The organism is Croceicoccus esteveae, from assembly GCF_031846435.1.
GTDB lineage: Bacteria > Pseudomonadota > Alphaproteobacteria > Sphingomonadales > Sphingomonadaceae > Croceicoccus > Croceicoccus esteveae.
Window position 1 is genome coordinate 145,586 of record NZ_JAVRHS010000003.1, and the last position, 15,495, is coordinate 161,080.

Below are 15,495 nucleotides of genomic sequence, written 5' to 3' on the forward strand. Positions count from 1 at the left end.
GGCACGGCTCCATGAAGCTGCTGTTCATCGGTCTCAACTACACGCCTGAGCCGGTCGGGATCGGTCCTTATACAGCAGGGCTGGCAGAGGCGATGGCAGCGCGCGGCGCGCAGGTGTGCGTGGTGGCTGGCAAGCCTTACTATCCGCAATGGCGCGCCTATCGCGATCAGGCGCGCGGCATTCATACCGCCTTGGAAAACGGGGTGCGGGTCACGCGTGTTCCCCATTACATTCCGCGACAGCCGAGCGGGTTGCGCCGCCTGCTGCATCATGCCAGCTTTGCTGCCACGGCTTTCATCCCGGCAATGCTCCGAGCCCGTACCCGTGCTGACGCCGACGCTTACACCCGGCCCGGCCTGGTGTTCGTGGTCGCCCCTTCCCTGCTTTCCGTAGCGGTGGGCTGGTGCGCGGCGCGGATCGCCGGAGCCCGCTTGTGGGTGCATGTTCAGGACTTCGAAATCGAAGCTGCCGTTGCCACCGGGCTGCTGCGTGATGGGTCAATTGCAGCACGCTGGCTTCTGGCAATCGCAATGACAATGGAGCGGCGCCTGCTGCAAGGTGCCGATGTGGTGTCCGCGATCAGTCCGCAGATGTGTGCAAGGCTGAAAGAAAAAGGCGTGGCACCACCGCGCATCCGTGAACTGCGCAACTGGAGCAATGCCGCCTTTGGCTTCGAGAGGTCCGATGACACGGCGTATCGGCAGCAATGGTGCATTGGCGCGCGCAAGGTGGCGCTTTATTCAGGCAACATTGCCAACAAGCAAGGCATCGAGGTTGTCATTGCCGCCGCAGCGCTTCTGGAGAAGCGGGCGGACATATTGTTCATCATCTGTGGCGAAGGGCCGAACCGGGAGCAGCTGGCGGCATCGAGCGCGCATCTGGACAATGTGCAATTGCATGATCTTCAGCCAGCGCAGCGCATGGGCGACCTGCTGTCGCTCGCCAGCGTGCATCTGCTGCCGCAGATTGCAGGAGCAGCAGACCTGGTGCTGCCTTCCAAACTGACCAACATGCTGCGATCCGGCAGACCGGTGGTCGCCACCGCGCTTCCTGGCACCGGCCTGTTTGCCGAAGTCGAAGGATGCGGAATTGCCGTTGCGCCAGGCGATCCGCAGGCCTTTGCTGATGCCATCATCAAGCTTGTCGATGAACCGCAGCTTGCCAGCGCCTGCGGCGAGGCAGCGCTGGCCCGCGCTGCCGAGCGCTGGGATCGGGACAGCATCGTCGCTGACTTCGACAAAGCCGCGTCCGCGCTCGTACAGGCAGGAGAGTGAGCCACGGCCTGCGGCAGCTTCGCCACTCGCGGCTTGCGCGCAATATCGGTGCGCTGGGTTATGGGCAATTGGCGCAGGTTGCCGGGCAATTGCTTGCCGTGCCGGTGTTCGCGACCGTCTGGGGGCTTGAAACCTATGGCGTCTGGCTGCTGCTGTTCACCATCCCATCCTATCTTGCGATCAGTGACCTTGGCCTGACTTCGGCAGCTACCAATGACATGATCATGACACGCGCGGCAGGCAATCATGCACAGTGTGTCATGACCTATCGCACCATGCGCGGCGCATTGTTGCTGGCGGGCGGCATCGTCCTGATTGTGGCAGCACTGCTGCTGTTCCTCCTGGCGCCCGGCATGCTTGCTTTTGCACAAGCGGCAACGGGCGGTCATGCAGCAGGCGTCGCCATGCTGCTGGTTGGCTACGGAGCATGTTCCTTGCAGATGAACGGAATTATTGCCGGGCTGCGGGCCAGCGATCGATGGGCGCAGGCAGGGCTGGCCTATACCTCCGTCTTTGTCGCTGAAACAATTCTTGCAATTGCAGCGGTGCTGCTGGGGGCGGGCCTTGTGCAGGTGGCGCTGTGCTATCTTGGAACCAGAGCCGCTGCGCTGCCGCTGTTTGCGCTGTGGTTGCGATCTGCTGCGCCTGAACTGGTGGCGAAGCCTGCCTCCGGCCGGGCGGAATTCAGCGTGGCGGAACTCAGGCGGCTGGGCCGGCCCGCGCTTGCGGCGCTTGCCTTGCCGACAGGGTTTGCACTGTCGCTGCAAGGAAGCGTGGCGATTGTCGGCGCGCTGGCCGGGGTTGCAGCGGTTCCGGTATTCACCGCTGTCCGTACGCTCACCAGGCTTGGCGTGCAGATGACCAACATGGTCAGCAGTGCCGCCATGCCGGTCTTCTCGATTGCAAGCGCCACCGGGGCACGCACGCGGCAAGCTGCATTGCTGATCCTGAGCCTTGGCACCTGTGGCGTCGTGCTGATCCCTGCTTTTTTCGTGCTGTCGCTGTTCGGTCGATCGATCGTGTCTGTCTGGACCGGCGGGGTCGTGAAACCGGAGCACGCACTGGTCGTCACGATGGCGGCAGTCATGGCGTGCAACGGCACGTGGATGGCGCTGTCCAACATGTTGCTGTCGGTCAACCGTCACGCGGGATATGCCGTGTTCTACCTTGCCATGTGCCTTGTCTCGCTGGCGCTTGCGTGGTTGATGACCGGGCCCCTCGGCGTCGTAGGCGCGGCGCTCGCGCTTGTAGTGCTTGACGGTGCGATGCTGCTGCGGCTGATCATCGAGGTGCGGCGCGCGAGCCTGTTTTCAAAAGCGGACTTTCGGGCGGCCTGGCGTGACCTGCGCGTGCGGGCGCGGGAACTTGTCGGCGCAGGCTAGATGCCGATGTCGGTGAGCAGCTGGCGGATATTGTTGCGGTAATTGGCAAAACTGTAAGCGCGTGCAGACGCCTGCGCGGCGGCGCGCCAGCCATCCAGCCGGTCACGATCCTCGATAGCCTCCATCATGGCGGCATGGACAGCAGCAGTACCGGGGGCGCCGATCTGCACGCCGGTCTGCGGAGTCACGGCTAGCGCGCAGCGATCCGACTGGATCAACGCGCATCCCGCGGCGAGCCCTTCGTACAGGGTGATCCCCGCCCCTTCGAAATGGCTGGGCAACAGCAATACATGATGGTCTGCCATGATCGCTGGCACTGCCGAACGCGGCACTGTCGGAAGATAGGTAACGCGATCGCGATAACGGGCAAAGATGTCGCGCGGCAGCTTCATGTCACCCACGATGGTAAGCTGCGCGGCGCTGGGCGGGATCATGGCGATCGCTTCAAGCACATGCTGGATGCCCTTGCGCGGAATGACCAGCCCCATCCACAAGAACCGGACCGGCCTGGTCCGATCGACCGGCTGCGGCGACGGACAGGCGGCAAACAGTTGCTCGTCATAGCAATAGTTCAGCACCCGCAGCCTGGCGTCGATGACCGGATCACGCTCTGCCGAACGGATGGTTGTAGCGGCAAATTCGCTTCCGACCAGGATCGTATCGGCAAGCCGATACTCCTGCGCATCATCCTCGATAATCCGTTCCGGCACGCGTTCTTCCGATGGCAGGAACCAGGCGGCATATCGCTCGCGGACCTGCGCCATCATGGCGTTGTAGATGCGGAAATCACCATTGGTCCGGTCAAGGATGCAGCTTCGTCCATATTGCTGCGCAAGTTCGAACGTGCTGCGGGCCGATCCGCTGTACCCCCAAAGGGAGAAAGGCGTGGCAGAACGGATGTCGCTTGCCAGTGCTGCGACAAAGCGGCGATTGCCCGCACGGTCGATCCGCTTGGCCAGGCTGCGCCAGCCCGCCCGTGCCAGCAGGCGCTCTGCCCATTCCGCCAGTCCTGCCGTACGCACCAGCGCCGGATCGAGCGCGGGGTGACTGAACCTGCCGAACTCATGGTGAAGCCTGCTTGCCAGCGGTTCCGGCAGCAGCCGCTCCAGACGATACGGGAAACGGTCCGGCTGATAGAAGATGGAAGTGGCATACCAAGCCAATTGGCCAAGCTGCTGCAGCGCCAGCGCGGTCTGCCAGCTGTGCTGCGTGCCAGGATGGAAGACCGCTATGTTCATATGCCGCACTCCTACACCGTCGTTCGCCGCTTGGCCCTGCCGAATATCGCGCGATCTTTTATTTTCCTACAGATAACCAGATGGGTGATGGAGCAGGTAAGTCTGTCATCGAAGGATCTTGCAAATGCCCAAGCCAATACTCTCACCTGCTGGATATACGCCTGAATTTGCGATGGCGTTTGCAAACCAGAGCGGTTCATCGCAGCAGGTGTCGTCAGGTGCTCCGCTGCCGGTGACCTTTGCCACGCCTGCAGGACCGCCGCCAATGAGCGGCAAGGCTACTCTTGACAAGCGCGCCGGGCCGTTCCTGCCCCGGCCGGGACGCGCGGTCATGCTGGTACTGTCCGGCACCTGGCAAGGCACGGTCAGGCTGTTGCGGTCGACAGATGGCGGCGCCACGACTTTCGGGCTGACCGCAGCTGGCCTGCCTTACGGCGAATACAGCACCAATATCTGCGAACCGGTGTGGGAAGAAGCGGAAGAGGGCGCCGCGCTCTACCTCGACATGAAGGTAACGAGCGGCTCGATTTCCTATCGGTTGGGGCAGTAAGCGATGGCATTCGATATCATCGCACGCGCGGTCGCAATGGCCGCGCAGGACAAGGCGAGTCGCGCGCTGCTTGCCGGATCACCGCGCATCGGCCTTGTCGACCGGATCACCAATCTTGCTGCCCAGTCGCTTGACCATGCGGTGGAGCTGATCGTTGCAGGTGGCCATGCCGGCAATGGCAACGCCACGGCGAGCTATGTGAGCGATGCGCTGGCAAATGCTGAACTGCGCGCGCGTTTCCCTCTGTTCTGCTGGGCCGATCAGAAGGGGCGGTATTTTCGCCTGCTGCCCGACGCAGAAGGGCTGATCGCTGTTTCGGCAGGCGGTGTCATCGGCACCGACAAGCCGGATCATTCTGTCAATCACCAGCCGGGTATTCAGCAGGCGCTGGACTACGCAGCGGCCATCAAGGCCAATGGAGCACGGTTCGACAAAGCGCATTATTCGCTGCGCACGCCGCTGCGTACTCCGACCAGCGACGGCAGCGACATCAACAGCGATTTTACCGGCCACCCCATCATCATCAACAGCCGTCAGGAAATGCGTGCCGCCGCGGGCGGAACGACGTTGCACCGCCGCTGCAATGATGGGTCGGATCCGGCAATCCTTGCCAACACACAGAAAATCGCGAAAAATCGCCATTGGCGTGGTGGCTTGATTTTCCTGCGCGGCCGCACCGTGCGACCTGCCGATTACGATGAGCTTGCCACCTTGATCCTGCGGGGCGACTGGACCTTGCGAGGCGGCATTGCCCGTTCGGCAACTGGCGGGCTGACGGGAGAAGAGGATTATTACAAGCTCAACGCCGACGGATCGGGCTGGGATATTCTCGACAAGGGCATCTGGCTGGAAAACGACCGGCATGTGGGTGATGTCGTGTTCGACGGCATGATCTGCATCGACGGGTTCAGAGGCGAATTGTTCTACCAGGGTGGCAGGTTGCATGGTTCCATCTACCAGAAAGGCCGGCTGGAACTTGCCAATACCGACGCAGATGCTTTCAATCCCGGCCCCAGTTTTTCACGTGACAGCGACCGCGGAGAGATCATTGCCGAAAAGATCGTCATCCATGATGCGCATCAGGCGCTGGAGGGGGCGAGCGGCTATGGCGCAAGCCGGATCGGCGCGCTGACGATCAGGGATTGCGGCATGGCCAGCGGTCTGATGGCAGGATGGTGGAGCGATGCAGCAGATGCGCGTGACTACACTCCGAGCCTGTCGATGGGCACGGTCGTGGTCGAGCGGTCCGGAGAGTTCTGGCCGCTGCGCTGGAACCAGATCGAACGGGTCATCCTGACCGACACGTTCCTGCGCTTTGGTAACGGTTATTTCAACGTCTATGGCGCTCATGTGGGCGAGGCGATCGTGCGGGTGGAAGGAACACCGCTGGCCCAGGCGATCGCCTTCTCCAGCAATTCGGCCATTGCAGGAAGCCGCGGCACCTATGATTGTACGGTGCAGCGGCTGATCTGCGAACGCACGGCTAACGGGGTCAAGAACAATGCGCAGATCACCACGCCGGTAATCTGGAGCCAGTCGCTTGGTGACCGGCTGCATGTAGGCGAGATCATGGGCGAGACGCTCAAGATGCCCGAAGCCATTGGTTCGCCGCCCGACTTCGGTGTCGCAGTCGGCCGGATCGCGCTCAAGACGACGCAGTTTTCGGTGGCGAACATCGAGACGGGATCATCGACGCTCGACCTTCGCTACAGTTATGTAGGGGTGCATTCCAGCAATCCGGTCGGCATCTGGCCTGTGAAACTGCCGTCGCCGCAGAACAGGCTGCCGCGTGGTGCGCAGCTACATCTGTTCAACGACGGCACCGCACCGCTCGCGGTGCAGATTTCTGCCACCCGGCTTGATCGGCGGATGATCATGCTCAAAGGCGGGCATGCGATTTTCGAGACAGATGGCTATTTCTGGTTTCCACTGACGCCACATGCAGTCCTGAGCGGCAATGTCACGGCGACCATGCAGAAGGGCGGCGCGGCGATTGCGCCGGGTGAAATGTCCGACGAAGTGATGCTGACCGTGAATGGCGCGCGGCCGCTGATGAACGTACGGGTCGCCTGCACGTCTGTCTTGCCAGGCAGTGCACAGATGCTGGCACGAGTATCGGCGGACAACACGGTTGCCGTGCGGGTGCGCAACAATGGCAGTCAGCCGCTGACATTGCCGAGCGCCGGTTACAAGGTTGCGCTGGACTATCTCGACTGATCGACCGGGTCGGCTGGCAGGTGCTGCGTTATGCTTATGACGCGGCCGATTGCCAGCCCTGTTGCTGCTGCCTATAGCACGGCGCCATGCATGTCCCGGCCCACAGCGTCATCTCCGGCCTGTCGGGCCGCTGTGCAGGAAAGCAGGAATGAACCGGGTTGCAAGGCGGCAGCGGCCGCTGCGCATAGCGCTCGTCTGGTCGCAGTTCGGCGCTTACCACATCGACCGGTGCGAGGCGGTGGCCCGCAGGCTGACAGGCAAGGCGCAGGTGCTTGCGGTGGAAATGGCGACCGCGACGCACACCTACGCCTGGGAGCCTTCGGGCGATGTTGCCGGCGCACGCAAGATCACGCTTTTCCCGGGCCGGAACCGCGAAAGCCTGTCATTTGGCGAACGCTTTGGGGCTCAGCTGCGTGTGCTGCGCAGATGCGATTACGTGTTTATCGGCGTGCCCTACTCGCGATCGGATGTGATCGCGCTCAGCGTCACCCTGCGACTGCTCGGTGTGCAGGTGATCGCGATGAACGATTCAAAGTTCGACGACAAGCAACGTTCGGTGCTGTTCGAATTGGTGAAATCCTGCGTTCTGGTTCCTTACAGCGCTGCCATAGTCGCGGGCGCGCGGCAGTACCGCTACATGCGTTTTCTGGGCTTTCGCAATCGCCCGGTGCTGCCGGGTTACGACACCATCGGTGTAAAGCGGGTGCGTGCGCAATCGGAGCAACAAGTCGCGCCTAGTGGGACCCCATACGAAGAGCGCGACTTCCTGTTTGTCGGCAGATTTGTCGAAAAGAAGAACCTGCCGCTGCTGCTGGCGGGGTATGCGCAATATGTGCGCCTTGCCGGCACCATGGCGCGGCGACTGGTGCTTGCAGGGTCAGGGCCGCTGGAAGCGGAGCTGCGCCAGATGGTCCTGTCGCTTGGCATCGGTGAGAAGGTCGTGTTTACCGGCTTCCTTGGCCCTGTCGATGTCGCGCGGCAACTTGCCCAGGCGCTCGCGCTGGTCCTGGTCAGTGGCGAGGAGCAATGGGGTCTCGTCGTGAACGAAGCAGTCGCGCTTGGCTTGCCCGTCATCGCTTCGCTGCCGGTGGGTGCAGGCGACGCGTTGGTGCGCAACATGGTGAACGGCCTGCTGGTGGAGCCGGCCAGCAAGGAAGGTATCGCGCGCTCCATGCTGATGCTTGCAACCGATCAGGCGCAATGGACAAGAATGGCGGCAGCCTCTGCCCAACGGGCATGGTTTGGCGATGCAGAGCGGTTGGCCGATGCAGTCGAGCTGATCCTCGATCCCGATGCCGCCGCAGCGGGACGCGAAATGGCACGGTTGCGCGACACTCTGGGCATCTGATCGGCCCTGCTACTCCGCGTTCGGCCGGCCCGCGAAATGGCTGCACTGTCATCTTGACCTTGCACTGTGCCATATTGGCACGTAATCGGCAGATCGGCTTGGTGGGTGGTGGGCTGCGACGCCGCCCTCGTCATGAACGCAGGCGACGGTTCACCGGGAATGTTCTATGCCCGATCTGACGATCCTTGACTGCACCTTGCGGGATGGGGGCTATTACAACGATTGGGATTTCGATCCTGAGCTGATTGCCGCTTACCTTGATGCCATGCACGCGGCCAAGGTGGACGTGGTTGAACTGGGCCAGCGCTTCCTTGGCAATGCAGGGTTCAAGGGGCCGTGCGCCTATACGACCGACGAATTTCTGGCCACGCTCAACCTTCATGGCGATCTGCGCATCGCGGTCATGGTAAATGGCGCGGACCTGCTGCACGGCAGCGATGTCTCCGCCGCGCTGGCGCAGCTTTTCCCCCAGACCCGCTCCTGCTCCGCAGTCGATCTTGTTCGCATCGCCTGCCATGTTCATGAAGTGGAGGATGTGCTCCCTGCAAGTTTGTGGCTGCAGGACGCAGGTTTCAAGACCGGCATAAACCTGATGCAGATCGCCGATCGGTCTCGCGATGAGGTGGTGCAGATTGCCCGACAGGTAGCCCGCCACCCGGTTGACGTGCTGTATTTTGCCGACAGCATGGGCAGCATGACCCCGGACCATACTGCGCGCGTGGTCGGCTGGTTGCGCGAAGCCTGGCACGGGCCGATCGGCATTCACACGCATGACAACATGGGTCTGGCATTGCAAAACAGTCTGCGCGCGCTGGACGCAGGCGCTTCGTGGGTCGATGCGACAGTCACCGGCATGGGGCGCGGCCCCGGCAACGCCCGCACCGAGGAATTGGTGATCGAACTCAACGACCGGGAGGAACGCGGCGCGGATCTCGTTCCGCTGCTGTCGCTTATCCGACGTCACCTGCAGCCGATGAAAGCGCGTTATGGCTGGGGTACCAATCCGTTCTACTACCTTTCGGGCAAATACGGCATCCATCCCAGCTATGTTCAGGAAATGGCAGCCGACTCCCGCTTCGATGAAGAGGATTTCCTTGCCGTAATCGAGGATCTGCGCGCGCGCGGGGCTAAGAAATACAGTGCGACCTCGCTTGCAGCGGCACGCAATTTCTTTCGCGGCGAGCCGGGCGGCAGCTGGCATCCGGCGGATCTGATGGCCGGGCGCGAAGTGATGATCATCGGATCGGGTCCGGGCGTGGTTCGCCATCGCGATGCGATAAGCAGCTATATTCGCAGGAAAGAACCTGTGGTGCTTGCACTCAACACGCAGTCGCCCGTCGCGGAAGATCTGGTGACGCTGCGTGTGGCCAGCCACCCGGTCCGCCTGCTGGCCGATGCTGCGCAGCATTGCCATCTGCCTCAGCCGCTGGTGACGCCTGCATCGATGCTGCCGCCGCGGCTGCACGAGGCCTTTGCCGGCAAGGACCTGCTTGATTTTGGAGTGGCGATCGAAGACGGCCGCTTTGCCTTTGGCGACACATGCTGCACGATCCCCAATGCGCTGGTAATCAGCTACGCTTTGGCTGTCGCCGGCAGTGGCGGTGCGCAACGGATCCTGCTGGCGGGCTTTGACGGTTACCAGTCAGGAGACCGGCGTAACGCGGAGATGGATGCAACGCTCGACCTGTTTTGCGCCAGTGGCGAGGCGCCACCGGTGCACGCGGTGACACCCACGACCTATCGCGGGGTCGAGGCCATGTCGATCTACGGAATGTAGCCTGTGCAAAGCTGTGTCATCATCCCTGCCCGCCATGGCTCCACCCGGTTTGCCGGCAAGCCGCTGGTCCCGCTGCTGGGCAAGCCCATGGTGCTGTGGGTAGCGGAACTTTCGGCACGCGCAGTTGGCGCAGAGCATGTATATGTCGCGACGGAAAGCGAACACGTGCACCAGGTGGTCGAAAGCGCTGGCTTCAAGGCCATCATGACCAGCCCTGAAGCGCTTACGGGAACAGACCGGATCGCAGAGGCGGCCAGCGTGCTCGATTACGATGTCTTCATCAATGTGCAGGGCGACGAGCCGCTGGTCGATCCGGCCGACATCATCCGCTGCCGCGATGAAAAACTGCGTGACCCGGGCAGCGTCATCAATGGTTTCACGTGGCTGGGAATGGGAGAGGATGCCAGCGACATCGACCTTCCCAAAGTCGTGACAAACGAGCAGGACATGCTCGTCTACATGTCACGAGCGGCGATTCCCGGCTGCAAGAATCCGGAAAGAACAGGAGCGCTACGCTACAAGAAGCAGGTTTGCATCTACGCTTTCACCAGGCAGGAGCTGCACGGTTTTGCCGCTTTCGGGCGCAAGGGTCAGCTTGAGGCTTGCGAGGACATCGAGATCCTTCGCTTTTTCGAGCTTGGCTGCCCGGTGCGCATGGTCGAGACCCGCCCCGGCAGCCTGGCGGTGGACCGGCCCTGCGATGTTGCAGGCGTGGAGGATGCACTGCGCCGCAAATGGCGCATGAGCGGATCTTGATGCGGTATGGCACGCTTGTCTTTGACTGCGACGGCGTCATCATGGATTCCAATCGCGTGAAATCAGAGGCCTTTCACCGCATTGCCCAGCCCTGGGGCGAGCGGGCGGCCAGCGTGCTGCTCGAGTATCACCGCGCCCATGGCGGCATTTCGCGCCATGTGAAGCTGCGCCACTTTCTTGAGCATATCGCACAGGCGCCATCCGATGACGAACATCTGGACATCCTGTTGCAGCGCTATGCGAAGGCGGTGCGAAACGGCCTTTTGACCTGCGCCATTGCACCCGGGCTTGGCGCGTTGCGCGCGCGCACGGCAGACGCAAGATGGATGGTAGTATCGGGCGGACTGGAGACAGAGCTGCGCAGCGTCTTTGCCGAACGCAACATCGCCCATCTGTTCGATGGCGGCATCTTCGGCAGCCCCGCTGACAAGGACATGATCCTGACAAGGGAGCGTGCGCACGGCAATCTGACCATGCCGGCTGTGTTTCTGGGCGACAGCCGCTACGATCATGATGCAGCAAGGCGCGCCGGGCTGGATTTCGTCTTTGTGTCCGGCTGGACTGAAATGGAAGACTGGCGCGCCTTTGTCGCCGATTACCGCCTGCGGGCGATCGACAATATCGCGCAGCTTGAGCAATGACACAGGACTTGGATCGTGTCCGTGCCCTCATCGCGCTGTTCGCCGATGCGACGGGCGATCCGCTCACCATCGTTGCGTCTGTCTTCACGCCTTATCAACTGTTGCTGTTCAGGCGCATCCACGACCTGCTGCCCGGCCGGCCCGTGCTGCTCATCGACAGCCGGCCGCGGGCGTACCGCCTGCGTCATCCGGCCGATTTAACAGGTGCAGCGGTGCTGCCAATGGAACTGACTGGCGCGGTCACCGATCGCACACAGGCAGAGCTGGTGAACGAAGCCATGGCGGCGATCGGGCGGTTCTGCGGCGCAGACCCGTTTGTATTCCTGTGCGCGTCGTTCCAGCGACATTTCAACACGGTCGCCTACACCCGCCTGCGCCGGCGTCCGGACGTTCGCCTGCTGCTGATGGATGATGGGCTTGCCACCTTTCTGGATCAGGGAACCACGCCACGCGAACGCGCACGCAATCTGGCGCGCGAGTTGGTGGCCCGGATACGCAATCTGCCGGCGCGTGCGACAGTGCGCGGGCACCCTCTTGGACTTGACCTGGCAGAAGTGCAGGGCATCATCCTCAGCATGCATGTCGGCGCACCAGCCCGCAGCAAGGCATGCAGCGCAACAGGCGGCGGGCGGCGCTATTTCCTGCTGCCGCAGCAGACCGCCACGCTTCCTGAAGGGGATGCCAGCAAGGCGCTTTTCATCGGGCAGCCTTATCGCGACGTGTATGGCGATGCCATTCTTGATCCCATGATCGAGGCTATCTGCGCCGATCTTGCCGGACGCGGCTTTACGACCATTGCGTTCAAACCCCACCATTTTCAGTCTGACAAGGAGATCGCCCGCTATCTTGCACATGGCATGGTGCTTGATGATCCGCCCTGCGCGGTCGAGGAAATGATCGCGCATTCGCCCTATCGGACCATCGCCTCCATCAACACCACCGCGCTGCTGACGGTACGCGCATTGCTGGGCGATGAGGTCAGCGCCATTGCCTATGATCCGGCGGCTTTCAAGCCAGCACAGGACACACGCGACATTCTCGAGGTCGAGGCCCTGTTCCGGCAGGGCGGAGTGGAAATTGTTAATGTCTTGTCACGCGGCCGCGTAGCCAGCTGATCCCATGTATCTTGCCGCTGTCCTCCTGTCGCTGCTGACACTCACCATCGTGGCGACATGGTTTGTCCGCAGCCGCATCTTCAGCGTGTTCCATCCGCTGACCTTCTACCTTGCCTTTCACGCTTTCGTGTTCGTCCTTCGGCCGCTGTTGGCGGTCGTGCTGGATTATCGAACGGTCTATCGCTTCTACGGCTTCGTGCCGTCCACAGACGACCGGGTCACGGTCATCATCGCGTCCAACCTGGGCATGGTCGCCTTTGCGTTTTTTGCCGCGCGCGCAGGCAATGTGCCGATGCGCTTTGCAGCCGGCCCGGCCGTTGCGAAGGAGCGGCGCCAGCTTGCCAGCATCCTGCCTGCGGTTCTGGTGATTTGCCTGCCGCTAGGTCTTTTTTCGCTGTGGCAGCGGCTCAATAATGCGGCGCTTGGCTTTGCCGTCGAAGGCATGCAACTCGATCGCGGCACCGGTGCATTCATCAACACGCAGGCAATCGGCTATGTCACCGATGCGCAGCTCGTGCTGGCAAGTTCCTGCGCGCTGATCGCGTGGTTTTTCCGCTTCCGCCTGCTTGCCTGGTTGCCGCTTGGCGTTTTTGTCGTGCTGCGTGCAGGCACGGGCGGGCGCGGACCGATCATTGTCGCACTCGTGCTTGCTGCACTGTTCTACCTTTATGACCGGCAATTGTCCCGTCCGTCTGCACGGCTGGTGACAGGCGCTGCCGCCGTGCTGGCCCTGTTTTCCGCAATCGGAATCGACAGGGGTGCTGCTGTGCGAGAGGCTTTCGGCATGTCTGCAGCAGCGATGCCCGGTCCGACCCATGACGATGCCTTTCTGGAGGGCATGGATTTTGCCAATATGGAATATTTCGAATTCGTCGTTTACGCCGTTCCGCAGCGATCCGGCACTTACGATTATTTCCTGAACAATCTTCAGATCCTCACCGAACCTGTACCGCGTGTCCTGTGGCCGGCAAAACCGATCGGGCCACCTGTTAAGCGGGTGGAACTGTTCGACTACGGGTATCCGATTGGCATGACGTTTTCCCTGCCTGGGCTTGGGTGGTATCAGCTTGGATATGCAGGGGTGGTGATATGGTGCGGCCTGTGGGGCTGGGTGCTGGGGCTGTTTTATCGCCGTTTTGCAACCGGACCGCAGACAGTGCTGCACACAGCTTCCTACATGATTTTGCTTGCCGTGCTGCTCATCGCTTTTCGCGACGGCATGCTGCTCAGCATTATCCGCACGCTCGCCTTCTACCTGCTGCCTGTCATGCTGCTCTGGCTGCTGGCACGGGGGTTGGGTATGACGGCTGCTGCGCCGCCTCACCCGGATACAGAGCGCACACAAAGCGGGAGGGCTGCAAGAAGCGTGACGCCGGGCACGCCTGCACAGCGGCGCAGGCGCATGGCGCGCGCATGGCTGCAGCAGCGCAAGGGTGGGGCATGACGCGTCTGCGCATCGGCCTGCTGACCGCCTCCGCCTCTCGTCTTGGCGGCGGCGTATTCGAAGCCGTGGTGCAGCAGGCGCAGATGATCGAGGCAGTCGGCCATACGCCGGTCATCATCGCTCTCGGCGACAAGTTCAGCATGGCTGACCGCCCACGTTTCAAGGGCGCAGAGGTGGTGACCTGCACGGTGCTTGGTCCGGCCAGCATCGGCTATGCCCCGCAACTGGTTGGTCATCTGCACAGGCTTCGCCTTGATGTGCTGCATCTGCATGGCATCTGGATGTATCCGTCACGCGCTGGCGCTGTTTGGGCAAGGCAAAGCAGACGCCCCTATATCATCTCGCCGCACGGGATGCTTGCTCCCTGGATCACTGCACGGGGCAGATGGAAAAAGGCGCTTGCCCGCACTTATTACGAACGCAGCGGATGGCGGCAGGCAGACCTCCTTCATGCGCTGACCACGGCAGAGGCGCAGGACATCATGCGCGAGTGCGGTCGCACCGATACCGCTGTCATTCCCAATGCCGGCCCGCCGCCAGGCGCACCGCGCGATACGCTGCCCGCCCCGATAATCAGCTTTGTTGGCCGCATTCATCCCAAGAAAAATCTGAATTCGCTGATCCGCGCATGGGCCATGCTGCAGGCAGCAGACGCACTCCCTCCAGCAGCGCAACTGGTGATCGCCGGATGGGGTAACCAAGCGCAGGTTGCCGCCTTGCAGCAGCGAATTGGCGATGTGGCAAATGTCAGGTTCATAGGCCCGGTCACAGGCGCCGCCAAGCAGTCGCTGATGGAACGCAGCCGCTTTGCCATACTGCCTTCGCTGAGCGAGGGGTTGCCAATGGCGGTTCTGGAGGCGTGGGCTGCACCTGTGCCTGTGTTGATGAGCAAGCATTGCCAGCTTCCCGAAGGTTTCAACCAGGGTGGCGCCATTGACTGCGGCACTACTGCAAACGACATTGCGGCAGCGTTGCGCACCGCTTTTGCCATGGACGATCGCAAATGGCATGCAATGGCGCAGGCAGCGCAGCGGCTGGCAAGCACCCGTTTCGATCGATCCCGCATCGCGCAACTTTGGAATCACACTTACGAAGGGCTGGTCTCGCCCAAGGGCCGGGCGGATGCGGGCAAGGAAATCGCGGGGAGCTCGATTGCGGACAGGAGAAGCTCATGAGCCTGCTCGATGCCCGCCTAGCCAAATCGGCGGAAGGCGGGCCCAGCTTCTCCCTTGGCAACCGCCTGTTCCGCATCGTCTGGACTTTTGCGTGGCTGGTCCTTGCCCGGTTCACGCCGCCGCCACTGCATGGCTGGCGCCGGCTGGTGCTGATCGCTTTCGGTGCAAAAATCGGTGCGCGTGCACGTATCCACGCCAGCGTCGCCATCTGGCATCCACGCAACCTTGCGATCGGAGCCGACACCCTGATCGGACCGGGCGTTCGCCTTTACAACCAGGGACGCATCACGATCGGTGCCCGTGCAGTCGTCTCACAACGCGCACATCTTTGCGCCAGTTCGCACGATGTACGCGACCCGCATTTTCAGCTGGTCACCAGACCCATAATTCTTGCCGATCATTGCTGGATTGCGGCAGAGGCATTTGTGGGACCCGGTGTTCATGTCGGCAAAGGTGCGGTGCTTGCTGCCCGCGGCGCTCTGTTCACCCCGGCTTTGGCCGACACAATCTATCGCGGCAATCCAGCCGTCGCGATCCGCCCGCGCGGCACGAGCAGCAACGAAGTAAACATCGGCTAG

13 protein-coding genes are annotated in these 15,495 nt (G+C 62.1%); 12 read left to right on the forward strand and 1 reads right to left on the reverse strand.

Features of this window, described 5'->3' with window-relative positions:
* Positions 1-11 precede the first annotated feature (11 nt).
* Both RM533_RS05935 and RM533_RS05940 read left to right on the forward strand, forming a co-directional pair.
* Positions 12-1,274, forward strand: a complete 1,263-nt coding sequence (locus RM533_RS05935) for a WcaI family glycosyltransferase (protein ID WP_311340290.1) — start codon at positions 12-14, stop codon at positions 1,272-1,274.
* Positions 1,271-2,656 (forward strand): lipopolysaccharide biosynthesis protein, encoded by a 1,386-nt coding sequence (locus RM533_RS05940; protein WP_311340291.1) that lies wholly within the window; start codon positions 1,271-1,273, stop codon positions 2,654-2,656. The genes RM533_RS05935 and RM533_RS05940 overlap by 4 nt, the downstream gene beginning before the upstream one ends.
* Here RM533_RS05940 and RM533_RS05945 read toward each other — a convergent pair.
* Positions 2,653-3,894, reverse strand: coding sequence for a glycosyltransferase family 4 protein (locus RM533_RS05945; protein ID WP_311340292.1), 1,242 nt, complete (start codon positions 3,892-3,894; stop codon positions 2,653-2,655). The two genes, RM533_RS05940 and RM533_RS05945, sit on opposite strands and share 4 nt — an antisense overlap.
* Before the next feature lie 124 nt (positions 3,895-4,018).
* On the opposite strand from RM533_RS05945, the gene RM533_RS05950 reads away from it, so the two are divergent.
* The 10 genes from RM533_RS05950 (at position 4,019) to RM533_RS05995 (ending at position 15,495) form a co-directional block, all read left to right on the forward strand.
* Entirely contained in the window at positions 4,019-4,444 is a 426-nt protein-coding gene (locus RM533_RS05950) for a hypothetical protein (protein ID WP_311340293.1), read from the forward strand.
* 3 nt (positions 4,445-4,447) lie between these two features.
* Positions 4,448-6,661, forward strand: a complete 2,214-nt coding sequence (locus RM533_RS05955; RefSeq protein WP_311340294.1) for a hypothetical protein — start codon at positions 4,448-4,450, stop codon at positions 6,659-6,661.
* Positions 6,662-6,809: 148 nt separating this feature from the next.
* On the forward strand, positions 6,810-8,009 hold the full coding sequence (locus tag RM533_RS05960; protein WP_311340295.1) for a glycosyltransferase family 4 protein: 1,200 nt from the start codon (positions 6,810-6,812) through the stop codon (positions 8,007-8,009).
* Positions 8,010-8,175: 166 nt separating this feature from the next.
* Complete coding sequence (locus RM533_RS05965) at positions 8,176-9,786, forward strand: aldolase catalytic domain-containing protein (RefSeq protein WP_311340296.1); 1,611 nt, start codon at positions 8,176-8,178, stop codon at positions 9,784-9,786.
* A 3-nt stretch (positions 9,787-9,789) separates the two neighbouring features.
* Positions 9,790-10,542 carry a 3-deoxy-manno-octulosonate cytidylyltransferase gene (locus tag RM533_RS05970; RefSeq protein WP_311340297.1) on the forward strand — a complete coding sequence of 251 codons (753 nt, stop codon included), beginning with the start codon at positions 9,790-9,792 and terminating at the stop codon, positions 10,540-10,542.
* A complete protein-coding gene (locus RM533_RS05975) occupies positions 10,521-11,183 on the forward strand; it encodes an HAD family hydrolase (RefSeq protein ID WP_311340298.1) in 663 nt (220 codons plus the stop codon). The genes RM533_RS05970 and RM533_RS05975 overlap by 22 nt, the downstream gene beginning before the upstream one ends.
* Positions 11,180-12,298, forward strand: coding sequence for a polysialyltransferase family glycosyltransferase (locus RM533_RS05980; protein ID WP_311340299.1), 1,119 nt, complete (start codon positions 11,180-11,182; stop codon positions 12,296-12,298). The genes RM533_RS05975 and RM533_RS05980 overlap by 4 nt, the downstream gene beginning before the upstream one ends.
* A 4-nt stretch (positions 12,299-12,302) precedes the next feature.
* Complete coding sequence (locus RM533_RS05985; protein ID WP_311340300.1) at positions 12,303-13,742, forward strand: O-antigen polymerase; 1,440 nt, start codon at positions 12,303-12,305, stop codon at positions 13,740-13,742.
* The gene (locus RM533_RS05990) at positions 13,739-14,917 is read left to right on the forward strand and encodes a glycosyltransferase (RefSeq protein ID WP_311340301.1); all 1,179 of its coding nucleotides are present in this window, start codon (positions 13,739-13,741) and stop codon (positions 14,915-14,917) included. Before RM533_RS05985 ends, RM533_RS05990 begins: the two co-directional genes overlap by 4 nt.
* Entirely contained in the window at positions 14,914-15,495 is a 582-nt protein-coding gene (locus tag RM533_RS05995; protein ID WP_311340302.1) for an LbetaH domain-containing protein, read from the forward strand. Before RM533_RS05990 ends, RM533_RS05995 begins: the two co-directional genes overlap by 4 nt.

What these genes read in the sequence shown, in the direction of transcription:
- RM533_RS05935 (WP_311340290.1), top strand. Translation starts at nt 12, where the DNA reads ATGAAGCTGCTGTTCATCGGTCTCAACTACACGCCTGAGCCGGTCGGG.
- RM533_RS05945 (WP_311340292.1), bottom strand. Translation starts at nt 3,894, where the DNA reads ATGAACATAGCGGTCTTCCATCCTGGCACGCAGCACAGCTGGCAGACC.
- RM533_RS05950 (WP_311340293.1), top strand. Translation starts at nt 4,019, where the DNA reads ATGCCCAAGCCAATACTCTCACCTGCTGGATATACGCCTGAATTTGCG.
- RM533_RS05955 (WP_311340294.1), top strand. Translation starts at nt 4,448, where the DNA reads ATGGCATTCGATATCATCGCACGCGCGGTCGCAATGGCCGCGCAGGAC.
- RM533_RS05960 (WP_311340295.1), top strand. Translation starts at nt 6,810, where the DNA reads ATGAACCGGGTTGCAAGGCGGCAGCGGCCGCTGCGCATAGCGCTCGTC.
- RM533_RS05965 (WP_311340296.1), top strand. Translation starts at nt 8,176, where the DNA reads ATGCCCGATCTGACGATCCTTGACTGCACCTTGCGGGATGGGGGCTAT.
- RM533_RS05975 (WP_311340298.1), top strand. Translation starts at nt 10,521, where the DNA reads ATGGCGCATGAGCGGATCTTGATGCGGTATGGCACGCTTGTCTTTGAC.
- RM533_RS05980 (WP_311340299.1), top strand. Translation starts at nt 11,180, where the DNA reads ATGACACAGGACTTGGATCGTGTCCGTGCCCTCATCGCGCTGTTCGCC.
- RM533_RS05985 (WP_311340300.1), top strand. Translation starts at nt 12,303, where the DNA reads ATGTATCTTGCCGCTGTCCTCCTGTCGCTGCTGACACTCACCATCGTG.
- RM533_RS05990 (WP_311340301.1), top strand. Translation starts at nt 13,739, where the DNA reads ATGACGCGTCTGCGCATCGGCCTGCTGACCGCCTCCGCCTCTCGTCTT.
- RM533_RS05995 (WP_311340302.1), top strand. Translation starts at nt 14,914, where the DNA reads ATGAGCCTGCTCGATGCCCGCCTAGCCAAATCGGCGGAAGGCGGGCCC.